General features: G+C 74.7%; 32 protein-coding genes. 13 read left to right on the forward strand and 19 right to left on the reverse strand.

Annotation, left to right across the window (positions count from 1 at the left end; translation table 11 throughout):
• Positions 1–3: 3 nt before the first annotated feature.
• From DMP17_RS21945 to typA, 5 genes are all read right to left on the reverse strand, one after another.
• Complete coding sequence (locus DMP17_RS21945) at positions 4–978, reverse strand: ABC transporter permease (RefSeq protein WP_060713202.1); 975 nt, start codon at positions 976–978, stop codon at positions 4–6.
• A gap of 21 nt (positions 979–999) precedes the next feature.
• Positions 1000–1932 (reverse strand): ABC transporter permease, encoded by a 933-nt coding sequence (locus DMP17_RS21950; RefSeq protein ID WP_062400435.1) that lies wholly within the window; start codon positions 1930–1932, stop codon positions 1000–1002.
• An 86-nt stretch (positions 1933–2018) separates the two neighbouring features.
• Entirely contained in the window at positions 2019–3722 is a 1704-nt protein-coding gene (locus DMP17_RS21955; RefSeq protein ID WP_337830458.1) for a peptide ABC transporter substrate-binding protein, read from the reverse strand.
• A 319-nt stretch (positions 3723–4041) separates the two neighbouring features.
• Positions 4042–5901, reverse strand: a complete 1860-nt coding sequence (locus tag DMP17_RS21960) for an ABC transporter substrate-binding protein (RefSeq protein ID WP_337830459.1) — start codon at positions 5899–5901, stop codon at positions 4042–4044.
• 152 nt (positions 5902–6053) lie between these two features.
• Positions 6054–7949, reverse strand: coding sequence for a translational GTPase TypA (gene typA, locus DMP17_RS21965; protein WP_226356647.1), 1896 nt, complete (start codon positions 7947–7949; stop codon positions 6054–6056).
• Between the two features lie 124 nt (positions 7950–8073).
• Here typA and DMP17_RS21970 point away from each other — a divergent pair, with 124 nt between their 5' ends.
• Positions 8074–8223 carry a hypothetical protein gene (locus DMP17_RS21970; RefSeq protein ID WP_020626377.1) on the forward strand — a complete coding sequence of 50 codons (150 nt, stop codon included), beginning with the start codon at positions 8074–8076 and terminating at the stop codon, positions 8221–8223.
• A 255-nt stretch (positions 8224–8478) separates the two neighbouring features.
• On the opposite strand, the gene DMP17_RS21975 is transcribed toward DMP17_RS21970, so the two are convergent.
• Together DMP17_RS21975 and DMP17_RS21980 are read right to left on the reverse strand one after the other, a co-directional pair.
• Positions 8479–9471: a hypothetical protein gene (locus tag DMP17_RS21975; protein ID WP_226355289.1), complete on the reverse strand. Its 993-nt coding sequence runs from the start codon at positions 9469–9471 to the stop codon at positions 8479–8481.
• Between the two features lie 78 nt (positions 9472–9549).
• Complete coding sequence (locus DMP17_RS21980) at positions 9550–10377, reverse strand: NUDIX domain-containing protein (protein ID WP_337830460.1); 828 nt, start codon at positions 10375–10377, stop codon at positions 9550–9552.
• A 95-nt stretch (positions 10378–10472) separates the two neighbouring features.
• Here DMP17_RS21980 and DMP17_RS21985 point away from each other — a divergent pair, with 95 nt between their 5' ends.
• From DMP17_RS21985 to DMP17_RS21995, 3 genes are all read left to right on the forward strand, one after another.
• On the forward strand, positions 10473–11468 hold the full coding sequence (locus tag DMP17_RS21985) for an ABC transporter ATP-binding protein (protein ID WP_374203832.1): 996 nt from the start codon (positions 10473–10475) through the stop codon (positions 11466–11468).
• Complete coding sequence (locus DMP17_RS21990) at positions 11465–12403, forward strand: ABC transporter permease (protein ID WP_337830461.1); 939 nt, start codon at positions 11465–11467, stop codon at positions 12401–12403. The genes DMP17_RS21985 and DMP17_RS21990 overlap by 4 nt, the downstream gene beginning before the upstream one ends.
• A 105-nt stretch (positions 12404–12508) precedes the next feature.
• Positions 12509–12808: a 4a-hydroxytetrahydrobiopterin dehydratase gene (locus DMP17_RS21995; RefSeq protein ID WP_062400425.1), complete on the forward strand. Its 300-nt coding sequence runs from the start codon at positions 12509–12511 to the stop codon at positions 12806–12808.
• A 44-nt stretch (positions 12809–12852) separates the two neighbouring features.
• On the opposite strand, the gene DMP17_RS22000 is transcribed toward DMP17_RS21995, so the two are convergent.
• Positions 12853–13650: a carbon-nitrogen hydrolase family protein gene (locus DMP17_RS22000; protein ID WP_337830462.1), complete on the reverse strand. Its 798-nt coding sequence runs from the start codon at positions 13648–13650 to the stop codon at positions 12853–12855.
• A 200-nt stretch (positions 13651–13850) separates the two neighbouring features.
• Here DMP17_RS22000 and DMP17_RS22005 point away from each other — a divergent pair, with 200 nt between their 5' ends.
• The gene (locus tag DMP17_RS22005; RefSeq protein WP_226367189.1) at positions 13851–14921 is read left to right on the forward strand and encodes a 3-deoxy-7-phosphoheptulonate synthase; all 1071 of its coding nucleotides are present in this window, start codon (positions 13851–13853) and stop codon (positions 14919–14921) included.
• A gap of 11 nt (positions 14922–14932) precedes the next feature.
• Here DMP17_RS22005 and DMP17_RS22010 read toward each other — a convergent pair whose 3' ends face one another.
• Genes DMP17_RS22010 through DMP17_RS22020 form a run of 3 tightly spaced genes read right to left on the reverse strand, consistent with a single transcriptional unit; the run spans position 14933 to position 16373 of the window.
• On the reverse strand, positions 14933–15352 hold the full coding sequence (locus DMP17_RS22010) for a YunG family protein (RefSeq protein ID WP_337830463.1): 420 nt from the start codon (positions 15350–15352) through the stop codon (positions 14933–14935).
• 47 nt (positions 15353–15399) lie between these two features.
• Entirely contained in the window at positions 15400–15888 is a 489-nt protein-coding gene (locus DMP17_RS22015; RefSeq protein WP_337830464.1) for a GNAT family N-acetyltransferase, read from the reverse strand.
• Positions 15882–16373 (reverse strand): GNAT family N-acetyltransferase, encoded by a 492-nt coding sequence (locus DMP17_RS22020; protein ID WP_226367191.1) that lies wholly within the window; start codon positions 16371–16373, stop codon positions 15882–15884. Before DMP17_RS22020 ends, DMP17_RS22015 begins: the two co-directional genes overlap by 7 nt.
• A gap of 140 nt (positions 16374–16513) precedes the next feature.
• Between DMP17_RS22020 and DMP17_RS22025 the strand changes: the two genes are divergently transcribed.
• From DMP17_RS22025 to DMP17_RS22035, 3 genes are all read left to right on the forward strand, one after another.
• Positions 16514–16669, forward strand: a complete 156-nt coding sequence (locus tag DMP17_RS22025; protein ID WP_337830465.1) for a hypothetical protein — start codon at positions 16514–16516, stop codon at positions 16667–16669.
• 48 nt (positions 16670–16717) lie between these two features.
• The gene (locus DMP17_RS22030) at positions 16718–17320 is read left to right on the forward strand and encodes a thermonuclease family protein (RefSeq protein WP_337830466.1); all 603 of its coding nucleotides are present in this window, start codon (positions 16718–16720) and stop codon (positions 17318–17320) included.
• A gap of 61 nt (positions 17321–17381) precedes the next feature.
• Positions 17382–17939 (forward strand): TetR/AcrR family transcriptional regulator, encoded by a 558-nt coding sequence (locus DMP17_RS22035; protein WP_226355281.1) that lies wholly within the window; start codon positions 17382–17384, stop codon positions 17937–17939.
• Positions 17940–18027: 88 nt separating this feature from the next.
• On the opposite strand, the gene DMP17_RS22040 is transcribed toward DMP17_RS22035, so the two are convergent.
• Both DMP17_RS22040 and DMP17_RS22045 read right to left on the reverse strand, forming a co-directional pair.
• Positions 18028–18657: a hypothetical protein gene (locus tag DMP17_RS22040; RefSeq protein ID WP_226367193.1), complete on the reverse strand. Its 630-nt coding sequence runs from the start codon at positions 18655–18657 to the stop codon at positions 18028–18030.
• Positions 18658–19229: 572 nt separating this feature from the next.
• A complete protein-coding gene (locus DMP17_RS22045; RefSeq protein ID WP_337830467.1) occupies positions 19230–19727 on the reverse strand; it encodes an RDD family protein in 498 nt (165 codons plus the stop codon).
• An 85-nt stretch (positions 19728–19812) separates the two neighbouring features.
• Between DMP17_RS22045 and DMP17_RS22050 the strand changes: the two genes are divergently transcribed.
• Positions 19813–20271, forward strand: a complete 459-nt coding sequence (locus DMP17_RS22050; protein WP_337830468.1) for a GNAT family N-acetyltransferase — start codon at positions 19813–19815, stop codon at positions 20269–20271.
• Positions 20272–20278: 7 nt separating this feature from the next.
• Positions 20279–21166 carry an RCC1 domain-containing protein gene (locus DMP17_RS22055; RefSeq protein ID WP_337830469.1) on the forward strand — a complete coding sequence of 296 codons (888 nt, stop codon included), beginning with the start codon at positions 20279–20281 and terminating at the stop codon, positions 21164–21166.
• Here the strand turns inward: DMP17_RS22055 and DMP17_RS22060 are convergent.
• Both DMP17_RS22060 and DMP17_RS22065 read right to left on the reverse strand, forming a co-directional pair.
• Positions 21114–21434: a nuclear transport factor 2 family protein gene (locus DMP17_RS22060; RefSeq protein ID WP_226355276.1), complete on the reverse strand. Its 321-nt coding sequence runs from the start codon at positions 21432–21434 to the stop codon at positions 21114–21116. The two genes, DMP17_RS22055 and DMP17_RS22060, sit on opposite strands and share 53 nt — an antisense overlap.
• Before the next feature lie 25 nt (positions 21435–21459).
• A complete protein-coding gene (locus DMP17_RS22065) occupies positions 21460–22233 on the reverse strand; it encodes an SDR family oxidoreductase (RefSeq protein WP_337830470.1) in 774 nt (257 codons plus the stop codon).
• Positions 22234–22282: 49 nt separating this feature from the next.
• Here DMP17_RS22065 and DMP17_RS22070 point away from each other — a divergent pair, with 49 nt between their 5' ends.
• Both DMP17_RS22070 and DMP17_RS22075 read left to right on the forward strand, forming a co-directional pair.
• Positions 22283–23095 (forward strand): MerR family transcriptional regulator, encoded by an 813-nt coding sequence (locus DMP17_RS22070; RefSeq protein ID WP_337830471.1) that lies wholly within the window; start codon positions 22283–22285, stop codon positions 23093–23095.
• A 37-nt stretch (positions 23096–23132) separates the two neighbouring features.
• Entirely contained in the window at positions 23133–23966 is an 834-nt protein-coding gene (locus DMP17_RS22075) for an SCO6745 family protein (RefSeq protein WP_226355273.1), read from the forward strand.
• Between the two features lie 7 nt (positions 23967–23973).
• Here DMP17_RS22075 and DMP17_RS22080 read toward each other — a convergent pair whose 3' ends face one another.
• Positions 23974–24534, reverse strand: coding sequence for a TetR/AcrR family transcriptional regulator (locus tag DMP17_RS22080; RefSeq protein WP_226355272.1), 561 nt, complete (start codon positions 24532–24534; stop codon positions 23974–23976).
• A 90-nt stretch (positions 24535–24624) separates the two neighbouring features.
• Here DMP17_RS22080 and DMP17_RS22085 point away from each other — a divergent pair, with 90 nt between their 5' ends.
• Positions 24625–25086, forward strand: a complete 462-nt coding sequence (locus DMP17_RS22085) for a nuclear transport factor 2 family protein (RefSeq protein ID WP_226355271.1) — start codon at positions 24625–24627, stop codon at positions 25084–25086.
• A gap of 6 nt (positions 25087–25092) precedes the next feature.
• On the opposite strand, the gene DMP17_RS22090 is transcribed toward DMP17_RS22085, so the two are convergent.
• The 3 genes from DMP17_RS22090 to DMP17_RS22100 form a co-directional block, all read right to left on the reverse strand.
• A complete protein-coding gene (locus tag DMP17_RS22090) occupies positions 25093–25530 on the reverse strand; it encodes a BLUF domain-containing protein (RefSeq protein ID WP_226367199.1) in 438 nt (145 codons plus the stop codon).
• Between the two features lie 156 nt (positions 25531–25686).
• Positions 25687–26016: a hypothetical protein gene (locus DMP17_RS22095; protein WP_226355269.1), complete on the reverse strand. Its 330-nt coding sequence runs from the start codon at positions 26014–26016 to the stop codon at positions 25687–25689.
• Positions 26017–26066: 50 nt separating this feature from the next.
• Complete coding sequence (locus tag DMP17_RS22100) at positions 26067–26516, reverse strand: hypothetical protein (RefSeq protein WP_226355268.1); 450 nt, start codon at positions 26514–26516, stop codon at positions 26067–26069.
• Between the last annotated feature and the right edge of the window lie 256 nt (positions 26517–26772).

A 26772-nucleotide genomic window follows, 5' to 3' on the forward strand; every position in this document is an offset into this window, starting at 1 on the left:
GGGTCAGTTCCTCCCGCGCAGCTTGGGGTCGAGGGCGTCGCGCAGGCCGTCGGCCACGAACGCGAAGCCCAGCGTGGTGATCGCGATGGCGGCGGACGGGAAGATCCACAGGAAGCTCTTGCCCGGCACCGACAGGTACTGGGACGCCTGCGAGATCAACCGGCCCCACTCGGGGACGTCCGGCGGGACGCCGACACCGAGGTAGGACAGGGTCGCCATCGCGACGACGACCACGCCGATCGAGGTGAACGAGTACACGAGCACCGGCGCCACGGCGTTGGGCAGGATGTGCCGGGTCAGGATCCGCCGGGTGCCCGCCCCGATCGAGCGGGCCGCCTCGACGTACTCGGCCTCCCGCAGGGCCAGCACCTGGCCGCGCATCAGCCGGGCGGTCGTCATCCAGCCCAGTGCGACGAGTGCGATGACGACCGGCAGCGTCCCGCCGCCGACCGCACGGACGATCACCAGCGCGCCCACCAGCGGCGGGAACGCGAGGAAGATGTCGATGATCCGGGCGATGACCGCGTCCCAGGCACCGCCCTTGAACCCGGCGAGCGCACCGAGCGTCAGCCCGAGGACGAGGGAGAAGAAGACCACGGACAGACCGACGATCATCGCCAGCCGGACGCCGTAGATGATCCCGGAGTACAGGTCGCGGCCGAGGACGTCGGTGCCGAAGAAGTGCGCCGACGACGGCGGCTGCAGCGTGTTGAGCAGGTTCTGCTCGAACGGGTCGTAGGGCGTCGAGAACGGCGAGATGATTGCCATGACGATCTCGAACGCGACGATGATCAGCCCGGCCATCGCGAGCTTGTTGCGGCGGTAGCGCCGCCAGATCTCGGCGAACTGGCCGTTGGACCGCGCGCGACGGGAACCGTCGGGCGCCGGTGTGACGGCCTCGGCGGGGTCGCCGCCCGGCAGTCCGAGCGCGGCGGCCGGATCGGTGGCCGGCGCGCCGGGGGTGGGTGGTGGGTTCATGCGAGGGATCGCCTCACTCAGTCAGCTCAGGCGGATGCGCGGGTCGAGGTAGGCGTAGAGGATGTCGACGAGCATGGAGAGCAGCACGTAGGCCACCACGCTGTAGACGACCACCGCCATGATGACCGGCGCGTTGTTGTTCGTGATCGCGCGGGCCAGCAGGAATCCGGCGCCGTTGTACTGGAACACCGTCTCGGTGACGATCGCGCCGCCGATGTAGGTGCCCAGGGTGAGCCCGACGAACGTGACGACGGGCAGCAGCGACGTCCGCATGGCGTGCCTGCCGATGACCGTCCGCTCGGACAGCCCCTTGGCGCGCGCGGTGCGGATGTAGTCGGCCTGCAGGACCTCCAGCATCGACCCCCGCATCAGCCGGGCGACGAACGCCGACTCGATGATCGCGAGGGTGAACGCGGGCAGGATCACGTCCCAGTACCAGGGCACCTCCTCCAGGAAGCTGCGCGGTACCGGCGGGAACGGCCCGACCCCGGAGACGTTCGCGACCAGGAAGATCGCGACGACGAACACCGGGACACCGATGCCGATGGTGGAGACGACGGTGACGAACACGTCCCAGAACGAGTAGCGGCGCACCGCGGCGATCACGCCGGCCGTCACCCCGAACAGGACGAGGAACAGCAGCGCGACGACGGCGAGCAGGATCGTGTTCGGGACGGTCTCGGCCAGCAGCTGGGAGACCGGGCGCCGCTGGTCGAAGTCGAGACCGAAGTCGCCGGTGACCATGTTGCCGAGGTAGTTCACGAACTGGACCGGCAGCGGCTGGTCGAGACCGAACTTGGCGCGGTTGATCGCGGCGACCTCGGGCGGGACGACCTTCTCCCCGGTGGAGGCGAAGGGGTCACCGAGCGAGAACGTCGCGATGAAGATCAGGAACGCGGTGACGACGACGACCAGGATCCCCTGGAGCAGCCGCCGAAGGATGAATCTGCCCATGGAAGCACGGACTTTCGTGTGGTGGGAACGCCGCACGACGGCCCGCGTCCCGGGGTCACCGGGACGCGGGCCGCGTCAGCGGGACGTCACTTGAGGGTGATCGTGTCGAACGTCGGGTCCTCGGAGAAGTCCATGTTCACGTTGCCGAACTTCTCGGTGTTGACCAGGCGGGACTGCTGGCGGAACCAGAGCGGGATCAGCGCGAGGTCGTCGCCGATGGCGATCTTCTCGGCCCGCTTGTAGAGGTCGTTGCGGGCCGCCTCGTCCTGGGTCTGCGCGGCCTGCGCGAGCAGCTTGTCGAACTCCGGGTTGGAGTAGCGGCCGCGGTTGTCGCCCTGGGCCGGCTCGCTCGGCGAGGTGGCACCGATCGACTGGGTGGCCAGCAGCGGGAACAGGTAGTTGCCCGGGGTCGGGTAGTCCGCGCTCCACGCCGCGCGCCAGAGGCCGGAGGCCTCGGGCTGCTGCTCGTTGTCGAGCAGGTCACGGAACGGCACACCGGTGTAGGTGACCTTCAGCCCGAGGTTCTGCTCGAGCTGCTGCTTGACCGCCGCGGTCCACTCCTCGTGACCGGCACCGGTGTTGTACTGCAGCTTCACCTCGGTGCCGGGGGTGAGACCGGCCTGCTGCGCGAGCCGCTTCGCCTCGTCCGGGTTGTAGGTGCACGCGGTGCAGACGCCCGGGGTGTAGGCGTCGGGGAAGTTCGGCGGGATCAGCGCGTCGGCCGGCGAGGTCGAGTTCTGCAGCACGCCCTGCACGATCGCGTTGCGGTCGATCGCCATCGAGACGGCCTTGCGGGCGTCCGCGCTGTTCAGCGGCTTGGTGGTGACCGAGATCAGCAGGTAGTTGTTGCCGTTGGTCTTCTTGTTCAGCCACTTGCCCTGGGGCTCGTAGGTCGACTTGGCCTGGTTCAGCACCGGGGTGGGCATGCGCGCCCAGTCGAACTGACCGTTCTGGAAGCCGTTGTACTCGGCGGTCACGCCGCCGCCCTCACCGGACGGGACGATGGTGATCTCGACGGAGTCGAGGTTCGCCTTGGTCCCCGCGGTGTAGGCGTCGTTGCGGACCAGCCGGATGCCGCGGTCGTGCTGCCAGGGGCCGTCCATCTTGAACGGGCCGTTGCCGACCGGCAGGTCGTTGTAGGTCTTGTTGTCCGCCGCGCCCGCGGTCGAGGGGACCGGGCTCAGCGCCGGGTGGTAGGTCCGCAGCTCGAACTCGCAGTCGGGCTTGGACAGCGCGACCTTGAGCTGGTTCGGGTTCGTCGCGTCCACGCCGGACAGCGCGTTGGCGGTCCCGGCCTGGATCTGGTCGTAGCCCTGGACCTCGTCCAGGTGGTACGAGACCTCCGACGCCGAGGCCTTGGCCGCGGTGCGCTCCCAGCCCCGCTTGAACGAGGTGGAGTTCAGCGCCTCGCCGTTGGAGAACTTCTGGTCCGGCTTGAGGTCGAACACCCACTGCGTGCAGTTCTGGTTGGGCGTCCACTTGGAGGCCACGCCGTCGTAGACGTCGCCGTTGGGCTTGACCCGGATCAGGCCCGTGAACAGCGCCCGGTTCACGAGGGTGCCCTCGGACTCCTGGGTGTTGTACGGGTCGATCGCGGTCGGCTCGGTGATCGCCAGCCGGAACGTGCCGCCCGGCTTGCCGGGCACCTCCGGCTGGTCAGGGGTCTCCTCGAACCCGGCGGCGGTGTTGCCGCTGCCCCCCGTGTTGCTCTGCTGGCTGCAGCCGGTGAGGACGAGCCCCACGACCGCGGTCAGGGCGATGGCCGAGGCGGCCGCCCTTCTTCCCCTCATCTGCCGTGCCTCTCGAGATGTCGTGGGTGCACGCCGTTGTCGCACCCGTCCGGGACGCGACGGACCACCGGATGTGTGCCGGGGCCCGTCGGGAGGCACGCTAGGAATCGCGGCCCTCCAGCAGCGAGGTCCGACGCCGATCGTGGCGAAACGGTGACCATTGAACGGCGTAACGGGCTCGCAGCCGAACCGGACAGTAACAACGGGACCGTTGCGTCGCACAGCCCTCGATGCACGCCGAAACACAGTTGGTACTTACGTACCACTCGCCGTCACCGTGCAGCAGCGGAGTGCGTCCGAACGGACGCGTCCGTCGGTGTCAGTTCGGGTCGTCGTCGCCGGTCGGGCGCTCGCCCGAGCCCTCCGGCTCGGCCCAGGTCCGGGCGCCCGACATCGGGCCGGTCTCGATCGGGCCGGGCGTGACCCGGGTGGCCGCGTCGGTCTGCGGGTTGCTGATGACCAGACCCTGCGCCTGGTACAGGGGCAGCGCGGGCAGCTGGCGCCACAGCACCCGCTCGGCCTCGGCGACGACGGCCGGGTCCGGGCTGTCGGCGACCAGCAGCTCGTCGAGCAGCGGCTGCAGCGCGGGGAAGCAGGCCACGCCCGGCAGCTCGCCGGGCACCGCGTCCGCGGGGCAGCCGTAGTCGGAGTCCAGTCGCGGCCCGATCGCGCCGTAGGCGGCACGGGGGGCGACGAGCACGTCGACGGCGACCGGGGTCCCGGAGTCGGGGGAACCGGACGTCGTCGGGGCGGCGGTCGTCGTGGTCGGGGCCGCCGGGGGCGTGGTGACCGGTGCGGCGCTGCCGCCGGGGACCGGGCCCGCGCCCGGGGCGGGGGTGGTGGTCGGGGTCGGCGTCGTCGGGGCGACGCTCGGGTCGGTCAGCAGGTCCGGTGCCGACGGGGCGACGATCGTCGCGCCGATGCCGCCGGCCTTGAGCTGCTCGGCCACGACGCGGGCGACGTTCACGTCCTCGGTCCGCTCGGCCCCGGCGCCGATGACCACGCCGAGCGGGCGCCCGCCGAGGGTCCACCGGCCGTCCTGACCACGGACGTAGCCCGCCTCGGTGAACGCGGCCGCGGCCGCCGCCGCATCGGGCCGGCCGGGGGCACCGGCGGGGGCGGTCGGCGCGTAGCCGGGGTCCGACGGGGCGGCGCCGAAGGCGTTCACGGCCACGGCGTCGGGGTTGACGCGCTCGCGGATCGCGTCGCGGTCCAGCAGCGCCGCGATGCCCTCGCGGACCCGGGGGTCGGCCAGCGGGCCGTCGGTGGTGCGGAACTCCAGCTGTTCGACGGCCGGGCGCGGCCCGCGCTGCACCGTCGGCGGCTTGGGGCCGCGGGCCAGGACGTCGAGGGCCTGGGTGATCTCCGGCCGGGCGTCGGGCAGGGCGAGGTCGACGCCCTGGCTCTCCAGCGCCGTCGGCAGGGAGTTCGCCGGGATGCGGCGCAGGATGATCTCGTCGACGACCGCGGCGGTCGCCCAGTACGGGTCGTTGCGGGCGAGCAGGACCTCGCCGCGGAGGCGGTCGACCTGCATCAGCCGGAACGGGCCGCCCGAGGCGGGCACCCCGTTGGCGAACGGGGCGGTCCAGCCGCCCGGCGCGTCCTTGAGCAGGTGCGCGGGCAGCAGGTTGCCGAACAGCTCCCGCCAGTGCGGGTAGGGCTCGCGGAACACGACGTCGACGGCCTTGCCCGCGGCACGCGAGCGCACGTCGGTGATCTCGCGGTAGCCCGCGGCGCCGATCGTGTTGGGCCGGCTGCGCATCTGCTGCCAGAGGTAGACGAAGTCCTCAGCGGCGATCGGGGCGCCGGTGGACCACCCGGCGTCGCGGTTGAGCTCGTAGCTGACGGTGAACGGGCTCTGCGAGGTGACCGTCGCGGACGTGGCGACGGTCGTGTCGAGCTGCGGCACGCCGCGGTCGTCGGGCCGGAACACCGACGGCAGCGTCATCGACGCGATCGCCGTGGTGACCGCCGACTGGTCCGACCGCAGGTGCGGGTTGAACCCGGGCCCGAGGTCGTCGACGCCGACCACCACCCGGGTGGGGACGGTGACCGGCTCGGTCGGGCGGTTCGTCTCCGGCGGGGGTGCCGGCTGCGGGTCCGCCGCGCAGCCCGTCAGCGCCAGCAGGGCGACCAGCAGGAGCGCCGGGAGCGCCCGGAAGCGTCGACGTGCTCTCACGTCCGCAGTATCCCCACCGGGGCGGGCACGCCCGCCGGACGGGGTCCGGCGGGCGCCTCCGCTCTGCTCACCGATACGCGGCGGGGCCGGGTGTCGGCGAGGCTTTGCTCTGCTCACCGATACGCAACACCGCAGCGCACGGGCCGTACGGGTCACTTCGTGGCGTTGGCCGCGGCCTTCGCGCGGGACCGGGCACGGGCCCGCAGGTTCGGGTCCAGCTCGATCTTGCGGATCCGGACGTTCTCCGGGGTGATCTCGACGCACTCGTCGGTCGCACAGAACTCCAGCGACTGCTCGAGGCTCAGGATCGTCGGCGGGATCAGCTTGACCAGCACGTCGGAGGTCGACGAGCGGATGTTGGTCAGCTTCTTCTCACGGGTGATGTTGACCTCGAGGTCCTCGTTGCGGGTGTACTCCCCGACGACCATCCCGCCGTAGACCAGCGTGGTCGGCCCGACGAACAGCGTGCCGCGGTCGGCGAGCTGGTCGATCGCGTACGGGGTGACGGGCCCGGAACGGTCCGAGATCAGCGAGCCCTTGTTCCGGGTGCGGATCTCGCCGACCCAGGGGCCGTAGCCGTCGAAGACGTGGCTGGCGATGCCCGCGCCGCGGGTGATCGTCAGGAACTCGGTGCGGAAGCCGATCAGGCCGCGGGACGGGACGCGGAACTCCATCCGGACCCGGCCGTCGCCGTGCACCATGTCGCCCATCTCGCCCTTGCGGGCGGCGAGCAGCTGGGTGACGGCGCCGAGGCTGTCCTCGGGCACGTCCACCGACAGCTGCTCGAACGGCTCGTGCAGCTTGCCGTCGACGGTCTTGGTGACCACCTGCGGACGGCCGACGGTCAGCTCGAAGCCCTCGCGGCGCATGGTCTCGACCAGGATCGCCAGCGCGAGCTCACCACGGCCCTGGACCTCCCAGGCGTCGGGGCGCTCGGTCGGCAGCACGCGGATGGACACGTTGCCGACCAGCTCGGCGTCGAGCCGGCCCTTCACCAGGCGGGCGGTCAGCTTCTTGCCCGGGTGCGGGTCGCGGCCGGCCAGCGGCGAGGTGTTGGTGCCGATCGTCATCGAGATGGCGGGCTCGTCGACGTGGATGCGCGGCAGCGCGACCGGGGACTCCGGGTCGGCGAGGGTGTCGCCGATGGTGACCTCGGCGATGCCCGCGACGGCGACCAGGTCACCGGCGCGCGCCTCGTCGGCGGGGACGCGGGTCAGCGCCTCGGTGCGCAGCAGCTCGGTGATCTTGACGCGCGGGGTGGTGCCGTCCTCGCGGCACCACGCGACCTGCTGGCCGCGGCGCAGCACGCCGGCGCGGACGCGGCAGAGCGCGATACGGCCGAGGAAGCTGGAGGCGTCGAGGTTGGTGACGTGCGCCTGCAGCGGGGCGTCGATGTCGTCGGCGGGCGGCGGGACGACGTCGAGCAGGGTCTCGATGAGCGGCTCGAGGTCGTCGGAGTCCGGCAGCTCGCCGTCGGCGGGCCGGATGCGGGAGGCCTTGCCCGCGCGCCCGGAGGCGTAGACGACCGGGAGGTCGAGCAGGTGCGCGGTGACCGACTCGTCGAGCTCCAGCTCGTCGGCCAGCTCCAGCAGCAGCTCGAGGGACTCGTCGACGACCTCGGCGATCCGGGCGTCGCCGCGGTCGGTCTTGTTGACCACGAGCATGACGGGCAGGCCGGCGGTCAGGGTCTTGCGGAGCACGAAGCGGGTCTGCGGCAGCGGACCCTCGGAGGCGTCGACGAGCAGCACCACGCCGTCGACCATGGACAGGCCGCGCTCGACCTCACCGCCGAAGTCGGCGTGGCCGGGGGTGTCGACGACGTTGATCGTCGTGCCGTGCCAGTTCACCGCCGTGTGCTTGGCGAGAATGGTGATGCCCTTCTCGCGCTCCAGGTCGTTGGAGTCCATGACCCGGTCGACGAGCTCGGCGCGCTCGGCGAAGGCGCCGGACTGGCGGAGCATCGCGTCCACGAGCGTGGTCTTGCCGTGGTCGACGTGCGCGACGATCGCGACGTTGCGCAGCTCGGGTCGGCCGGCCCGATCGGGCACGGCGTCGCTCTCGAGCGAGGAACGAGCGTCGAGGGCCGAGGCGGAACGAGGGATGGTCACACCTCAACGGTATCCGCTGCAAGTCCTTCACCCTGCCCCGGGCGCAGGTTAGCCTGACCTCATCATGGGCAAGGTCAAGAAGAAGTGCTGCCGGTCCAAGCCGAAGCGGTGCAAGAGCTGTCCGGTCGTCGCACTGCGGCTGCGCAAGGCGGGTGCGGACGATCTGAGCGGCAAGGCGCTCACCCGCGCGATCAAGATCGCGCGCATCTACTGAACGGACGTATGACCCGCTGACCTGCGACGACGTCGCGCTTCGGGTTGCGTGCGCACCGCCGGTCCGGTAGGACGGCGGCAGGTCGGTCGACGTCGTCCGGCAGGTCCGGGTCTTCGTGCGCCCGGACCCCGGACCGGCCTTCATGATCACCCCGTGCGCTGCGACGACGCATCCGGGGCACGGTGTCGGCATGGCCGGAATCACAGTCGTCCGAGTGGTCCGGTGACACCGTGTGTGGTGGCGTTCGCCGGCCGTTCACCCCGCGGCCCGTCCCGCGGCACCGCCGGGCCCCGCCGGGTGCCCGGTCACGGCCTCGCGGAGGCGGTCCAGGAGCTCGTCGGGGCACCGGAGCTCCGCCGGTCCGACGACGAGCGTCCGCCACCCGTGCCGGCGCAGCACCGCCCGCCGCCACGCGGGCCCGCAGCCGTCGGCTCCGGTCCCGGCGTCGACCGGGTCGTGCACCTCGACGGCCAGCCGGGCCGCGGGGAACGCGAGGTCGAGCAGCACCCCGGCCACGGTGACGTCGGTGCGCCAGGCCCGCACCCCCCTGGCGGTGAGCAGCGCCCGCAGCCCGTGCCGGGCCCGGACGGCGACCCGGCGGGACGCCCCGGCCAGCATCCGGCCGACCGGGCCCGACCCGTGCGCCCCGAGGTTGCGGGCGTGCGCCTCGATCAGCTCGGCCGCACCGACGGAACCCGTGGTGAGCACGTGGTCGAGCAGCGCCTCCCCGGGTACGGACGGGTCGGCCGCGGCCTCCAGCACCGCGGCCGCGGGCCGGGCGACGACCGTCCCGTCGTGGGTGACGAGGTCGCGCGGGTCCAGGTCGCGGCGCCGGACGAGGACCCCCGCCCGCGGCCGCGGAGCCCGCCGGCGCGGCACGGTGACCGTGACGACCGCGGGTGCGGACGGGAGCAGCCCCCACCACCAGGCCGCGGCGGCGCCGGTCAGCACGGCGTCCTCCCCCGCCCAGAGCGCGGCGGCGCGGACCCGGGACCGCTCGCTCGGCGGGTGGGCGGCGTGCCGGTACACGCGGGGGTGCACGGGGATCCAGCGCCGTGCGGCGAGCCTGCGGTCGACCTGGTCGGTGGACAGGCCGTGGGCCAGCGCCTGGGCCCGGGTGACCAGGCCGTCCTGCGCGGCGACGAGCCGGGCGAGCGGGTCGGTGCCGCGCGACGTGCGGCGGCGGGCCGCCCCGTGTGCGGCGGGCGGGAGGACGGACGGGACGGGGGCGGTGGCGTTCCGGTTCATGCGGCTTGGACGACGCCCGGCCCGGATCGGTTCCACCGAACCGGCGGTGATCGTCGTTGCGGCACCGGGGACCGCGCGTCAGGTCCGCAGCAGGTCCACCAGCTCGGCGACGACGGCCCGGTCGGCGTCGAGCCAGCCCAGGGCCGCCACCTCGTGCGGCCCCACCCAGCGCAGCGCCCGGTGCTCGCGAGCCTCCGGCTCGGGGGAGCCGGCCGCCACCTGTGCGGTGTGGATCCGCAGCACGCGTCGCCCGATCGGCAGGTCGGTGCCGAGCCGCTCCCCGACCACCACCCGGGCGCCCAGCTCCTCGGCGCACTCCCGGACCAGCGCCTGCTGCTCGCTCTCGCCGTCCTCGACGCCGCCGCCGGGCAGCTCCCAGCGTCCGGCCAGCTCGGCCGGGTAGGAGCGCTGGGCGACGAGCAGCCTGCCGTCGCGGACGATCGCCGCCCCCACGACCACCCCGGCCCGGCCCAGCTCCGCGACCCGCTCGGCGAGCACGTCGCGGCGGGCCCGGAGCAGCCGCTCCCCGTAGTGGCGCAGCACCGGGTCGGAGAGGCGGCCGAGTACGCCGAGGGGCGGCTCCCAGGTGAGCTCGTCGTGGACGTGGCTGCCGCCGCCGTCCGCGGGCGTGACCCGGGTCGAGTGCCGCAGCACCGCCGCGGGACCCGCCGCCAGCTCCGACCACAACCCGTCGGCCCCGGCGCGGGTGATCCGGGTCCGGCAGGCCGGGAACCCGCCGGGCAGCGCGACCCGGATCTCGTCCCCGGCCACGAGCAGCGCCGACGGTGCGGTGAACCGGGCTCCCACCCGCGCGACCGCGCGGGCCGAGGGGACGGATTCGCGCAGCACCCCCGCGACGAGTCGGGGCGGTCCGTCCACATGATGGTCCAGGCTCAGCACCGGCACACCGCTGATCCTCGCAGCCGGGCCCGCACCCGGCCGGGCCGACCGATCTCGCCGAAACGGCCCGCTCGCGGCGCCGCACGGTCACGCTGGGTCCCGTGTACCGGACGTCCGCCCCCGCCGACTCCCCCGAGCCGCCCGTCGCGCCCCGCCCACCGGCCGTGCGCGCGATCGGCCTGTCCCGCGGTTTCGGCGCGGTGCGCGCGGTCGACGGGGTGGACCTCGACGTGCCGATGGGCGCGGTCCTCGGGCTGCTCGGCCCCAACGGCGCGGGCAAGACGACGCTGATGCGGATGCTGCTCGGGCTGCTCGCCCCCACCGACGGCGAGGTCGAGCTGCTCGGACGGCGGCTGCCGTACCGCGCGTCGGAGGTGCTGCCGCACGTCGGAGCCCTGGTCGACGCGCCCGCGCTGCACCCGCACCGCACCGGCCGGCAGAACCTCCTGCGGGCCGCGGCCGCCGAACCGCTGCTGGACTCGGCGCGGATCCCGGCCGCCGTCGACGCCGTGCTGCGCCGGGTCGGGCTCGCCGAGGCGGCCGACCGCCGCGCCGTCGAGTACTCCTCGGGGATGCGGCGGCGCCTCGGTCTGGCCGTGCCGCTGCTGACCCGGCGACGTCTGGTCGTGCTCGACGAGCCGACCGACGGGCTGGACCCGGCGGGGACCCGCGAGGTGCGCCGGCTGATCGCGGAGATGAACGCCGCGGGCGCGACGGTGATCGTCAGCTCGCACCTGCTCGGGGAGATCGAGGCGACCTGCAGCCACGTCGCGGTGCTCCGGGCCGGGCGCCTGCTGTGCGCCGGCCCGCTCGACGAGCTCGTCGACTCCGGCCCGTCGGCGCTGGTGGTGACGACGCCGGACGGCGAGCGCGCCGTCGCGGCCCTGCTGGCCCGGGGCATCGACGCCGAGCCGGGAGCCCGGGACCGGGTGTTCGTGCCGGCCGGGCCCGCCGCGCCGGACGTCGTCGCGACGCTGGTGCACGCGGGTGTCGCCGTGCACGGGGTGACGCGGCCCGCCGCCCGGCTGGAGGAGTTCTTCGCCCGGCTCACCGAGGAACCGGCCCCGGCGGGTGCCGGGTACGGAGCGGGACGGTGAGCGCGGGCGTGCGTCCCGAGCACACCTGGGGCACCGCGGCTTCCCGGCCCGACGACGACTGGGCCGCCGGGCCCCTCCCCCGGACCGGGTCGTCCCCCGCGGAGGCACCGGCACGGGTGCGGTCCGCGAGCTCCACCCGCCCGCGCTCCGGACCGATGGCCGGCCGCGCGGCACGCCGCCCCACCTCGGCGCCCTTCGGCCGGCTGCTCCGCTCGGAGCTGGAGCTGGCCCTGCTGCGTCCGCGCACCGCGGTCGTCCTCGCGGCGGCCGCGCTGGTGCCGCTGCTGGCGACGATCGCGCTCGCCACCGACGCCGGCCGCCTGTCCTTCGCCCTCGGGACCCTGACGGTCGCGCTGTCCGAACCCGCGGCGTTCGCGCTCGGGATGCCCGTCGTGCTCGTGGCCGCCGACGCGTTCGCCGCGGAGCGGGCCCGCGGCACCCTCGACGCGTTGCGGCTGTCCCCCGTCGGCCCGGGACGGCTGCTCGGGCTCAAGGCCGCCGCGGTCGCGGTGACCTCGCTGCTCGCCGCGGCGACGACGGTCGTCTCCGCCCTGGTCTGCGGCGGGCTCGCCCTGGGTGCGGGCCCGTTCGGGGCGGGCGCCACCGTGGCCCGGGCCCTGGTGCTCACCGGATGGGCCGCGGTGCAGCTGTGCGGCCTCGGGATGCTGCTGCTGGCGATGTCGGCGCTGGTCCGGCGACCCGCCGGGGTGGTCGCGACCGGTCTGGCCGCGCTGACCGTCGCGCCGCTGGCGACCGTGCTGTGGGAGCCGGTCGCGCCGGTCCTGCCGTCCGGGCACTGGCACGAGGTCCTGGCCGGGATCCTCGCGGTGCCCGCCGACCCGTCGGCCCTGTGGGCGACCACGGCGCGGGCGGCCGGCTTCGCCGTCGCCGGGGCGGGTGTCGTGGTCTTCGCCCTGACCCGCCGCGACGGCTGAGCGCTCCCGACCGGCCGCCGCCGCACCGGGAGCGGGCTGCTCCACCGGGAGGATTCGGACACCCTCCACCGCGACGGGGTGCGCCGTCTGCGCCACGATGGGGCGATGCCCACCCCGACGCTGACCGACGCCGAGATCGCCGACGCCCTGCAGAAGCTGCCCGGTTGGGACCGCGACGGCGACTCCATCGTCCGCACCGCCACCCTGCCCGACTTCGAGGCCGCGATCGCGGTGGTGGACCGGGTCGCCGAGGACGCCGAGGCCGCCGACCACCACCCGGACATCGACATCCGCTACGCCACGCTGACGTTCCGGCTGTCCACGCACTCCGAGGGCGGGCTGACCGCGAAGGACGTCGACCTCGCCGCGCAGATCTCCGACCGCCTCAGCACCGCGGGCGGCTGAGCCGCCCCGGGCCGCCGCCGCACCGCCGAACGGCCGGACGCGGCTCAGAACCGCCGGTTGGCCAGCACCGGGATCTGCTCCCGCACGGTCGTGGCCGCCGCCGGGTCCACGTCGACCACGAGCAGCCCGGGCTCGGCGCCGAGTGCGTCGACGACCTCGCCGCGCGGGCCGGCGACCAGGCTGTACCCGATCCCGGTCGGCGCCTTGCCGTGCTCGTGGCCGACCGTCGTCGGGTCTGCCTGGTCGCACGCGACGACGAACGAGCCGGTGTCCAGCGCACGGGCCCGCACCAGCAGCTCCCACTGCTCGCGCTTGCCCGGGCCCGCGCCCCAGGAGGCGGGGACCAGCAGCACGGTGGCGCCGTCGTCGGCGAGGCGCTGGTACAGGCCGGGGAAGCGCACGTCGTAGCAGGTGGACAGGCCGACCGTGACCGGCTCGTCGCCGCCCACCCCGACCACGACCGGCTCGGTGCCGGGCTCGACGGTGTCGGACTCGGCGAAGCCGAACGCGTCGAACATGTGGATCTTGTCGTAGTGGGTGTCGACCCCGCCGCCGGTGGCGAGCAGCGTGTTGCGGACCCGGCCGTCCCCGGACGGGGTGAACATCCCCGCGACGACGGTGGTCCCGGCCGCCGCGGCGACCTCGCGGACCCGCGTCGCCCACGGTCCGTCCAGCGGCTGCGCGACCGGGCCGAGCGCGACCCCGAAGCAGCACATGGTGGCCTCGGGGAACAGCACGAGCTGCGCACCGGCGTCGGCGGCCGCGCGGGTGCGGCGCTCCACCTCGGCGAGGTTCTCCTCGGGATCCGGGGTGGACACGATCTGGGCGAGGGCGATCCGCATGTGCCGGTGGTACCACGCCTGCCGTCGGCGTGGGGTACGGTCGCCGCGTGCTGAACGCGTACTACTGGTTTCGCCGGCCGGCCCGGGATGGGCTGGCAGGTGCCGTAGCGCGCTGACCTCCATCCCCTCGAGCCGGCATTCCAGACCGGCTCGGTCGAGGTGATCCGGGGCGGTCCGCCGGGTAAGGACCACCGTCTCCGATGAGTGCGAGCACCACCCCCCTGCAGGTCGCCCCGACCGACGACCGCCGCATCGAGCGGATCAGCCCGCTGATCTCGCCCGCGCTGCTGCGGCACGACCTGCCCTGCGACCCCCGGGTCGCCGAGACCGTCACCCGCGGCCGCGCCGCGGTCACCGACGTCCTCGACGGCGACGACGACCGGCTGCTCGTCGTCGTCGGGCCGTGCTCGGTGCACGACCCGGACGCCGCCCTGGACTACGCCCACCGCCTCGCCGCCCGTGCCGAGGAGCTGTCCGGCGAGCTGTGCGTGGTCATGCGCACCTACTTCGAGAAGCCGCGCACGACCGTCGGCTGGAAGGGCCTGATCAACGACCCGGGCCTGGACGGCACCTTCGACGTGAACCGCGGGCTGCGCACCGCGCGCAAGCTGCTGCTCGACATCTCCGCGCTCGGGCTGCCTGTCGGCTGCGAGTTCCTCGACCCGATCACCCCGCAGTACATCGCCGACGTGGTCACCTGGGGCTCGATCGGCGCCCGCACCGCGGAGAGCCAGGTGCACCGCCAGCTGGTCAGCGGCCTGTCGATGCCGGTCGGGATCAAGAACGCCACCGACGGCGACATCCGCGCCGCGATCGACGGGATGCGCGCGGCCGCGGCGTCGCACGTGTTCATGGGGGTGAACGCCGACGGGCTCGCCGGCCTGGTCACCACCACCGGCAACCCGGACACCCACGTCATCCTGCGCGGCGGGGCCACCCCGAACTACTCGGCCGCCGACATCACCGCGACCGTCGACGGGCTGCGTGCGGCGGGCCTGCCGGAGCGGGTCGTCGTCGACGCCAGCCACGGCAACAGCGGCAAGGACCACGTGCGGCAGGCCGGCGTCGTCGCAGAGCTGGCCGAGCGGATCGCGGGCGGCGAGCGCGCCGTCACCGGGCTGATGATGGAGAGCTTCCTGGAGGCGGGACGCCAGGAGCTGGGCCCGGACATGGTCCGCGGCCGCTCGGTGACCGACGCCTGCATGTCCTGGGGCACCACCGACGAGCTGCTGGGCACGCTCGCCGACGCCGTGCGCCGCGGCCGCCGCTGAGCCCGGGCCGCTCACCCCGGGCCGTCCAGCCGGTCGAGGACCCGGCGGCGCAGCAGCTCGTACTGCGCGCGGCAGCGCCGCGGCGGGCCCTCCGGGCGCACGACCACCCGGGGCGGGTGGACCGTCTCCCCCGGGCCGAACTGGTCCCGGGTGAGGTCCACCTCGGCGCCGCCGGGCAGCCGGTTCCACCAGTGGTAGCCCTGCAGCCGGCCGTCGGCGTGCCACACCTCGGCCAGCAGCAGGTCACCGCCGAACAGGTCGTGCAGGACCAGGGCCGTCGCCCCGCACTGGCCCCGCGACGGACGGTCCGGGGTCCGGTCGGTGACGTCCGCGACGTCGCACGTGTCGCGGCTCCAGGAGGCGCGCAGCGCGGCCGCCACCCGGGCCGGGACGGGTGGCGAGGCCGGGGGCGACGGCGGGGCGGTGGTCATGGCGGCGACGCTACGACCGACCCCCGACAGTTCCGCGTCGCCGCAGCTCAGCCGCCCGGCGGAGCGAGGTGCCTGGCCATCAGGACGTCGTCGACGGCGACCCCGTCGACCACGAATTCGGCGCGCAGCACGCCCTCCTCGACGAAGCCGCAGCGGCGGTACAGCTCCCGGGCCCGGGTGTTCGGGCCGAGGACCCGCAGCGTGACCTTGCGGCCGCCGCTGTCGCGGGCCCGGGCCACCGCGGCGTCGACCAGCGCGCGGCCGACGCCGCGGCCGGTGTGCCCGGGGTGCACCGCCAGACCCCCGATGTAGCGGACGTGGTCGTGCGCCGGGATCGCGGGCGGAGCGGCCCCGACGATCACGTACCCGGCCACGGCGCCGTCGTCGTCGGCGACGAGCACGTCCCCGACCGGGGTCCGGTCGAGGAACGGTTCGGGCCGCGGCTGGGCCGGGCTGACCTCCGCGGTCCAGGTCAGGGCATCGATCCGGGTCAGCCCGGGGTCGTCGGAGGGTGCCGCGGGCCGGACGGTCAGCACCGCGGGGCCGGACGGCCGACGGGCCGGTCCATCCGGGTCTCGCTGATGCCGTCGGGCCGCTCGACGACGCCCCGGTCGACGAACCCGAGCCGCCGGTAGAAGGCCGCGGCGCGGTCGTTGCCGATCACCACGTGCAGTGCCAGCGTCCGCGCGCCCCACCCGGCGGCGCGGTCGAGGACCGCGTCGACGAGCGCGGTCGCGGCGTCGCCCCCGCGCGCGTGCGGGGCGACCCACAGGGCGATGAGGTCGGCGACGCCGTCGCCGTCCGGCGGGACGGCCACGACCTGCCCGGCGGGGCGGCCGCCGACCTCGACCACCAGGTACCGGCCGGGCGCGGCCAACCGGTCGCGCCACTCCTGCTCCCCCGCGCCGAGCCAGTCGGTGAGCCGGCTGTGGAACGCGTCGGGTGCCTCGGCCAGGGCGGCGAGGCGCAGGTCGCGCCAGGTCTCCCAGTCGTCGGGCCCCAGCTCCCGGACGGTGATCACGCATGGCCTCCCGGACGGACGGAGGCGCCGAACCTAGCAGCGCGCCGGAGCGGTCCCGCCGCGTGTCCGGCGATCGACAATCCTGATGAGGTTGGTCCGGACGGCGCAACATCGGCCCGCTGTCCGGCCAGTGGACCGGCATGACCGCGCCGCGCCGCCGCACCCGTCCCACCGGACCCCGTCTGCTGCTGGCCGGCGCCGTCCTCGCGCTCGCCCTGTTCGGGACCGGGGTCGCCGGGCCCGCCGCCGCGGGCACCGGCTGTTCCGCGGCCTGGACCGCGGCCGGATGTCCCTGATCCCGCCCGAGAGGCAACCGGACGCCCGATTCGGTACGAACTCCAGTCATGCTGCCCGAACCGCGCCACCGCGCCCGGACGCGCCTGTCCGCCTGGTCCTCCGGCCGACGCCGCACGATCGCGATGCTGACCGTGCTGGCGCTGGTCGTCCTCGGGGTCGTCGGGGGGCTGACGATCGGCCGAATGACCGACGAGCCGGCCGTGGCCGGCGAGCAGGGGGCGGCGGCCGCGCTCGGCCCGCTCACCGGCCCGCCGACGCTGTACGGGCGGGTGCAGCGGGTCGTGGACCCGGCGACGGTCGTGGTGAACGTCGGGGGCCGTCCGGTGACGGTGTCGGTGATCGGCGTGGACACCGCGTCGACGCCGCCGTGCGCGCGGGCCGACGCGCAGCGGTTCGCCCAGGGGTTCCTCGACGGCCAGGAGGTCACGCTGGTGCCGGACCCGACGCTGCCCGCTCCGGCGGCGGACGCCCCGACGTGGCCCGCGTACCTCGTGGTCGGGACGCAGCAGTCCTACACCGACGCGGCGCTCGTCGCGGGCTGGGTGGGACCGGGGCAGGGCCGCTACCGGCCGGGCTTCGAGGCCGGGCAGCGCATCGCGCAGGACCGGCGGGCCGGCATGTGGGGGCCGCCGTGCAACCGGACGTCCTGACCGGACGGCGACGCGGTGGGCCGCCGCAACCGGGTGTCACCCGTTCGGCAGAATGGTGAGCGTGGATCCCCGGGCGGTGCGCACGCGACGACGTCTCCAGGACGCGCTGCTCGCGCTGGCCAGGGAGCGCACCCTCGAGTCGATCACGATCGCCGACGTCGCGGAGCACGCGTCGGTGAACCGCAGCAGCTTCTACCAGCACTACACCGACAAGGAGATGCTGCTGGCCGACGCGCTCGCCAACCGGGCGGCGGACGCCGGGGCGGACCTTTCGGACCTGTCGATGGACGACATCGGGCCCGAGCCGCCCGCGGCGCTGCTGCGCTGGTTCATCCATCTGGCCGAGCACGCCCCGTTGTACCGGCAGGCGCTCGGCGGTGCCGCGGCGCCGGACGCCGCGGCCGGGATGCGCCGGCGGATGCAGTCGGTCGTCGCCGACACGACGGTGCGGCTGGGGATCTCCGAGGACGCGTTCGGCATGCCGCTGGACGTGTTCGCCGCCGGCCTGACCTGGACACTGCTCGGGGTCGCGGCCAGCTGGCTGGAACGCGACCCGCTGCCCCCACCCGACGTCGCGGCCGGGTGGGCGTGGCGGATGCTGGTCCGCCGGGACTTCTGAGCTCCGCTCGGAGGGACCGGTCGGCCGTACCGCCCGGGCCGGGTCAAGCGGCCCGGGCGGTACGCGCCTCGCGGGTGTCCCGCGGAGCTCAGCCCTGGACGATGCCGGAGTTGCTCTGGTCGACCGTGGTGGTGGACTGCGACACCGGGCCGCTGGACAGCAGGCCGCCGATGTTGATCGACGGGTTGACGGTGGCCGCGACGTCGATCAGGCCGCCGCGCTGCGAGGCGTGCCCGCCACCGCCGTGCTTGCCGCCGGACTGCAGGATCCCGCTGTTGGAGTCGTCGACGGTGGTGGTCGACTGCTGCACCGGGCCGGAGTTCAGGATGCCGCCGATGTTGGCCGACGGGCTGACGTCCAGGCCCAGCCCGACCAGGTCGTCGACCTGCACGGCGTCGCCCGCGCCGCAGCCGCTCTGCACGATGCCGGAGTTGGACCGGTCGAGCTTGGTGGTGTGCTGGGAGACCGCACCCTGGTTCAGGATGCCGCCGATGTTCAGCTGCGGGTCGACGGCCGCGTCGAGGCCGAGCAGGCCACCCTTCTGCGAGGCGGACGACGGCGCGCAGTCGCGGCCCTTGTCGTGGTGCTTGCCGCCGTCGCCGTAGTCACCGGCGAAGGCCATTCCGGCCGAGCCCAGGACCAGCGGGACGGACAGGACGCCGGCGGTGGCGATCCGCCGGGCGTTACGACGGGCGGGAGTCGTCTCGGGGGCGTTCATGGCACTCCTTCTGTGGCGATGTGATCCGGCCGTCGCACTGACACTCCGTCACTGGCCGGTGCCGCAGAACGTACGGACGCCGATCACCGAAGCGAGAGCACCCCCTCGTTCGAGCGGCGTTATGCCTGTTTCTGTGCGCCCGGACCGACCGTTCGCCGCTGATCAACTACACACAGTGCTATCCGTCAGGTGTCGTTTAGCTACTCTCCGTAGAAGATCGACAGCTCGCCGATCGTTACAGAAAGGCCCCGGGAAGTGGGATGGATCATAGCCGCGCAACGACGGGGCAGAACGGGCGTCTCTAGCTCCCGGAGTCACCACCGGACCCACCCGGTAGCCCCTCGACACCCGCGACCACCTGCGGGAATGGGCCGTACGGCGCGACCGGACTCGACCGTTCGTCGCGCGGGGTGCGGCCGTCGGGTGTGTATCGATCGCCGAACGGCGGCACGGCACGGGACTGGACAGCACTTCGCACCAGGCTGTCGCACGCCGGCGCGGTCCCTCACGATGGTCAACGACGTGGTCCGTCCGGAGTAACGCTGTCGGTGCAGATCACTCCTCGGGAGGGGTCACCCGGACGCCGCACGGACGACGACGGTGCCCGCCAGGTGGTCCCCGATCCGCTGCCGGCGCCGCGAGCAGAGCATCACGACGAGGCCCAGCAGCCCGCCGAACGCGGTGTCGAGGACCAGCAGCAGCGCGCGCACGAGGTGCTGCGCACCCGAGACCGGGCCGCCGTCGGCGCGCCGGATCCGCAGCCCGAACAGCGCCATCATCGGCGTCCGGCCGGTCCGCACCGGGACGAGGACGAACACCAGGAACAGCGCGAGCGGCGCCGCGAGGACCGCGACCACCGAGTACCAGCCGCCGGCGTCGGCCATCAGGTGGGGCAGCTGCACCATGGTGGCCTCGCCCTCGTACCGGAACCGGCCCGCCGGCAGCAGCCAGGTGATCAGCCACCACAGCAGGGACAGCACCAGCGACGCGACGAACACGTCGAAACACAGCTGGAAGACGCGCCGCACCGACACCCGGGTGTCGGAGGACGCCTCGCCCGCGACGGTCATGGTCGGTGAGGGTGGCAGCGCCTCCGGCCCGTCGCAGGCCGGAAACCCGGTGTCGCACCGGACGGGTGACCGCGATCCTGGGCGGGTGCACATCGGACTGAGGCGCCTCGACGAGCCCCTGCTGGCGGCGCTGTGCGACACGGCGGCCGCCGGGGCGGACCCGCTCGAGGTGATGCCGCCGGTGCCCGGTCCGCCCGGGTGGACGACGCGGCGACGCGCGGCGTTCGTCGCGTTCCACCGGGAGCGGTCGGTCGCGGCGGAGGTGCCGGTGGAGCGGACCTGGGCCGTCGTCGTCGACGGGGAGGTGGCCGGGGCGGCGCGGCTGGAACCGGTCGAGGGCGGCGAGGAGGCCGGGATCTGGCTGGCCCGGCCGTGGCGGGGCCGCGGGGTCGGCGGGGCGGTGCTGCGGATGCTCGTGGCACGCGCCGACGGCCCGGTCGTCGCGGAGACGACCCCGGGCAACACCGCGGCGGTCGCGGTGCTGCGCGGGCTGGGGGCGGACGTGACCGTCGACGACGACGCCGTGCACGGCCGGCTGGGCTGAGCCGGCCATGCGTCATGGCGGCATGGGCGTCCTCGCCGCGGGCCGGCGGCACTCGGCCGGGCTGCGGGCCGACGGGACCGTCGTCGCGGTCGGGGACGGCCGCGCCGGTGAGTGCGCCGTCGACGGCTGGACCGGCGTCGTCGCCGTCGCGGTGGGGAACGTCCACACCGCGCGCAACACCGGCCGCGCGCACACCGTCGGGCTGCGCGCCGACGGCACGGTCCTGGCCACCGGCCGCGGCGACGACGGCGAGTGCGCCGTCGCCGGCTGGCGCGGGGTCGTCGCGGTCGCCGCGGGGTGGCGCCGCACGCTGGGTCTGCGCGCCGACGGCACCGTGCTCGCCGCGGGCCGCGCCGCCGAGGGTGCGTGCGCGGTCGACGGGTGGCGCGGGATCCGGGCCCTGAGCTGCGGCGACTGGCACTCCGTCGGGCTGTGCGACGACGGCACCGCGGTCGCGACCGGCAACGACCGGTACGGCCAGTGCGCGGTCGGCGGATGGCACGACCTGGTCGCGGTGTCCGCCGGGTACCTGCACACCGTGGGGCTGCGGGCCGACGGCACGGTCGTGGCGACCGGGCGGGGCGGCGGCGACGTCGCGGGATGGCACGCCGTCGTCGCGGTGTCCGCGGGCAGCGGCCACACGGTGGGGCTGCGTGCGGACGGGACGGTCCTCGCCGCCGGGGACGACGACCTCGGGCAGTGCGCCGTCGGGACCTGGCGGGACGTGGTGGCCGTCGCCGCCGGGTCGGCGCACACGCTCGGACTGCGGGCCGACGGGACCGTCGTCGCCGCGGGCGAGGGCTCCGGCGGCCGCTGCGACGTCGACGGCTGGACCCTCGCCGTCACCCCACCGGGTGGATCGCCAGGTGCGCGATCAGCTCACCGCGGAAGGTGAGGTCGAACGCCAGCCGGACCGGGCTGCCCGGGAAGTCCCCGGCGACGTCGGCCGTCGCCCGGGTCGCCCCGCCGGCCGGCGCGACGTCGACGACGGTGCAGGTCACCGGCGGCACGTCGGCCCGCCAGGCCCGCAGGGCCGCGGTGCCCCGGTAGGTGTGTCCCTCGTCCTCGGCGACGGCGTCCGGGGTGAACAGCGCGGTGTAGGCGTCGAGGTCGGGGGCGGCGGCCCGGGCGAAGTAGCGGTCGACGAGTGCGGTGGTGTCCATCGGTTCCTCCTGGGTGTGTGCGGTGTCAGACGGTGCGGACGGTGCCGCCGTCGATGCGGTGGTCGGCCCCGGTGATCGCCGACGCGCGGTCGCCCACCAGGAACGCGACGAGCTCGGCGACCTCGTCCGGGCGGGCCGGACGGCCGAGCGGGATGCCGCCGAGCGAGTCCATGAGCCGGCCCAGCGCGGCGTCGCGGTCGCCGTCGAGACCCTCGGCGAGCCGGGTGACCAGCGCGTCGGCGGCCGGCGTGGCGATGAAGCCGGGCGAGACGGTGTCGACCCGGACCCCGTGCGGGCCGACCTCGGTGGCCAGGCCCTTGCTGTAGACGGTGAGCGCGGCCTTCGCCGCCGCGTAGCCGAGCGTGGCGTCGGGCAGCGGCATCTCCCGCTGGATCGAGGCGACGTGCACCACCGCGCCCCGGCCCGCCGCGACCATCGCCGGGACCAGCGCGCGGTCGAGCCGCACCGCGGTCAGCAGGTTGAGCTCCAGCTCGTCGTACCAGGTGGTGTCGTCGAGCGCGGCGAAGCCGCCGGGGGCGGCGTGCGACCCGCCGACGACGTGGACGACGCCGTCGGCCCGGCCCCACCGCCGCGCCACCTCGGCCGCGACCCGCGCGGCCCCGCCCGGGTCGGTGAGGTCGGCCGCCACCGTGTCGGCGGGGTCGGTCGGTCTGCGGGCGACCCCGAGCACGGCCGCCCCGGCGTCGCGGAGCCGGGTCAGCACCGCGCCCCCGGTCGCGCCGGTCGCCCCGGTCACGACCACGCGACGCCCGTCGAGGTCCTCGTTCCGTTCGGTCATGGCCCGACCGTGGCGTCTCCCCCTGCCGGAGGGTCCAGACTCCGTGACCGTGACCGCGTTGCTCTCGATCGGCGAGTTCGCCACCGTGACCCACCTGAGCGTGAAGACCCTGCGCCACTACCACGACGTGGGCCTGCTCGAACCCGAGCACGTCGACCGGCACACCGGCTACCGCTACTACGCGGCGACGCAGATCCCCCGGGCCCAGGTCGTCCGCCGCTTCCGGGACCTCGACATGCCGGTCCGCGACATCGTCGCGCTGCTGGGCGCCGACGTCGACCGGCGGGCCGCGCTGCTCACCGAGCACCTCGCCCGGCTGGAGCGGCGCCTGGCCGCCACCACCGGGGCCGTCGGGTCCCTGCAGCGCCTGCTCGCGCCCGCGCCGCGCCCCGAGGTGGTGTTCCGCGACGAGCCGGCCCGCACCGTCACCGCCGTCACCGGCCACGTCGACGGCGACGACGTGCTCCGCTGGTACGCCGCGGCGATGGCCGAGATCGACGCGGCCGTCGCCGCCGCGGGCGCCCGTCCGGCCGGCCCGCCCGGCGGGCACTACGACAACGCGCTGTTCACCCACGGCGCCGGACGGATGACGGTGTTCGTCCCGACCGACCGGCCCGTGCGCGCGGGCCGTGTGGCGCCGCTGGAGCTGCCCGCCCGGGAGCTCGCGCTGACCGTGCACCACGGCGCGCACGACGACATCGACGTCACCTACGGCACCCTGGGCGCCCACCTGACCGAGCACGCGCTGCGCGTCGACGGGCCGGTGCACGAGACCTACCTCGTCGGGCCCCGCGACACCGGCGACGCCGCCGCGTGGCGCACCGAGATCGGCTGGCCGGTGTTCACCACCCGGCCCGGGTGACCGATCAGTTCCGGACGCCCGCCCGGTCGTACCGGTCATGTCCTCCGCACACACGGCACGCCGCATGTTCGGGCTGACCGAGCCGATCTGCCTGGCCACCTACCTCGCCGACGAGCCGAACGAGGAGCTGGCCGCGCTCGGCCACCGCACCTACTGGGACGGCTACTTCGCGAGCCGGGCCGCGCCGCTGGGCCGGGTCCCGGCCGAGGTCGTGCACGCGGCGTTCTACAGCTTCGCCGACGGCGAGGCCGCCCGGCACATCCCGAGCGCCTGGGCGACGGTCCCGCCGGAGGAGTCCTTCGCCGCGTGGCGACGGGGCAGCGTCGCGGCGCTGCGCCGGATCCTCGGCGCCGAGCTGTCCGGCTCGCCCGGCGTGGCCCGGGCCGCCGACCTGCTCACCACCGCCGCGACGAGCGCCCCCACCGAGGGCCGGGTGATGTACGCGGGGATGCGCACCCTGGAGGTCCCCGGCGACCCGCTGACCCGGCTGTGGCAGTCCGCGACGACGCTGCGCGAGCACCGCGGCGACGGGCACGTCACCGCCCTGCTCACCGAGCGGGTCGGTGGCACCGAGGCCCACCTGCTGTCCGCGCTGGACATGGGCATCCATCCGCCGGAGACGTTCGGGCGGGTGCACCACCTGCCGGCGGCCCGGCTGGCCGAGGTCATGGCCGGGCTGCGGCGACGCGGTCTGGTCGACGACGACGGGTGGCTCACCGACGCGGGCCGGGAGGTCAAGGCACGCGTCGAGGCGCTGACCGACGAGCTCGCCGCGCCGCCGTACGCGGCCCTGTCCGACGCGGAGCTCGACGAGCTGGTCGCGGAGCTGGAGCCGCTGTCCACGGTGATGACGGCGGCCTGGTCGCAGTGACCGCCGGTCAGGGCAGCAGCGCCGCCACCGCCGCCCGCGCCTGCCGCGCCGGATCCGGGCTCCCGCCGATCGCCGCGGTCACCATCGCCCCCTCCGCGAGCAGGCAGACCGGCTCGACGGGGTCCACCCCGGCCGCCGTCGCCCACTCCCCGAGCTGCCGGTGGAACAGCTCCTTGTGGCTGCGCACCTCGCGCAGCACCGGCTCCGAGGTGCTGCCGAGCTCGCCGTAGGCGTTGATCCACGCGCAGCCGCGGAACCCGGGCCGGGCGAACCACTCCCCCAGCCAGTCGAAGACGGCGAGCAGCCGCCGCCGCGGGTCCCCGACCCGGGTCACGTACGCCGCCAGGTCGCCCCGCCAGCGCTCGTCGCGCCGGCGGAGCACCGCGACGACGAGGTCCTCCTTCGTCGCGAAGTCGCGGTAGATCCGCTTGAGCGGGAGCCCCGACGCCGACCTGACCTGATCCATCCCGACGGCCCGGATGCCGCGTTCGTAGAACAGCAGCTCCGCTGCGTCCAGCAGGCCGTCCCGGTCGAGACGGGCCTGTTCCTCGGTGATGGCCGCGGGCACCGATGACCTCCTTGACATCGAGAACGATTGTTCCCTACGTTACCGGAGCAGATCGAGAACGTTCGTTCTCGACTGACCGAGGAGGCAGTCGTGGCCGAAGGCCGTCCGCCCTACCCGCCGTTCACCGCGGAGACCGCGCGCCAGAAGGTGCAGGCCGCCGAGGACGCCTGGAACACCCGGGACCCGGAGCGCGTCGCGGGCGCGTACACACCGGACTCGGTGTGGCGCAACCGCGACACCTTCGCCACCGGCCGGCAGGAGATCGTCGAGCTGCTGACGGCGAAGTGGCGGCGCGAGCAGGACTACGCGCTGCGCAAGAGCCTCTGGGCGTTCGACGACAACCGCATCGCCGTCCGGTTCCAGTACGAGTCCCGCGACGCCGACGGCCGGTGGTGGCGCAGCTACGGCAACGAGCTGTGGGAGTTCGACGAGCTGGGACTCATGCGGCGGCGCGAGGCCAGCATCAACGACGTCCCGATCACCGAGGCGGAGCGGCGGATCCACGGTCCGCGCCCCGAGTCCGAGCGGGGTGTCGACATCCCGCTGCGGTGAGCCGGGTCAGACCGAGTCCGCGCCGATGGTGTTCCGCATCCGCGTGAGCAGGTCCTGCTGCTCCCGCCCGGGCCGGTCCGGCGCGGCGGGCCGGATGCGCCCGTCGACGTCGTGCAGCGGGATGTCCGAGCGCCCGATCGGGGAGATGCGGGCCATCGACCAGCGGGAGAACACCCGCGACTCCGCCGTCGTCGACTCGACGACCGCCACATCGGTGTGCCGGTCGTCCTCCCTGATCGTCTCGAACAGCCGGGTGACCACGGCCTCGTCGCCCTCCAGGGTCTGGACGAACCAGTTGTCGGAGATCAGCAGCGCCCCGGTGACACCGGCCTTCTTGTTCTTCGACCGGGCCACGTCGAAGATCTCGGCGAGGACCTCGTCGCGGCGGTCGCGGGGCACGGTGCTGTGGCTGCGGTAGATCAACCGGTGGACCTGCTCGGCCATGTGGCTTCCCCCGTGTCGGTCGGGCCGCGTCACCGGGTCGGGCGCGGAACCGTCACGAGCCCGGACCCCGGGTGATCGTCACGGATGATCCGATGGTAGTGGCGTGGGACACACTCCGGCGTCGCGATATGAGACAGCCTGTCGGAAGATCGACCGTCAGTGGGCCCCGTCGAACCGGACGTCCACCCGGACCTGCCGTCCGTCCCGCACCGCCACACCGTGGCCCGGCCGTTCCGCACCGTCGACCCGGACCCGCAGCGGCGCGCCCTCGCCGGTGAAGTTGCGCCACCAGTTCTTGCGGTCCGGCAGCTCGACGCGGATGACGCCGCCGTCGCCCTCGGGCCGGAAGGCCACGGGGAGCCGGAACTCGGTGCCGGAGCGGCGGCCGGCGTAGCTGATCTCCGTCATCGCGCCGAGGCGGCCGGAGCGCGCGAGCGGCGTGACGACGGTGTTGACGACCCGGGCCATGCGCTGGAGGAGGTTCACGTTCCGCCAGGGTAGCCGCGGGCGACCGGAGCCGTCCGTGCCGCGACGGGTCAGCAGTCGCCCCGGGGCGCCAGGCCCCGCTCGCACAGGTACTGCATCTGGGTCTCGCCGCTGGTCGGCGCCCGGCCCGCGGACGTGCCCGGGTCGAGGTACCCCTGGTAGGCCGAGCACGACGGGTCGAACCGGCCGGCCGCCATCGCCCGTGCCGCGCAGTCGTCGCCGGACGCCCTCGCCCGGCTCTCCTCCGCCGCCCGCACCTCGGCGGCCGCGGCCCGGTCCATCGCCCGGCGGGCCGCGACGATCGCGCCGTCCACCGCCGCCCCCGGCACGGACGAGCCCGTCCCGGCCCGGGGCAGCACACCGGTGGCGGGTGCGAACGACGCGGACACCGCGGCGGCCGCGGGCTCCGGGGTGGTGGCCCGCTCGGCGCCGGACGCGGCGGCGCACGCACTGGTGGCGAACACGGCGGCGACGACGGCCGCCACGGCGAAGCGGCCCATGCCCATCGTCGTCCCCCCAGCCGGTCACGCCGGCCCCGCCCCCCGGGGCCCGGCCCACAGTGTCGTGGGTGGCGCGACGACGGTCAGCGTGTACGCCGGATCCTCACCCCTTCTGATGAGCGCGACGCGCGGGTGGGAGGCGCGGGTCAGACGTTGAAGCGGAACGAATCAGCGCGATCCGCGGACCTGTGGCGTGCGCGATCCAACATGCCCCGACCAGCGTGAACCTGCTCGGACGACTGTCGGTGTCTATCGC

The sequence above is a fragment of the Pseudonocardia sp. TMWB2A genome (genome assembly GCF_017312135.1).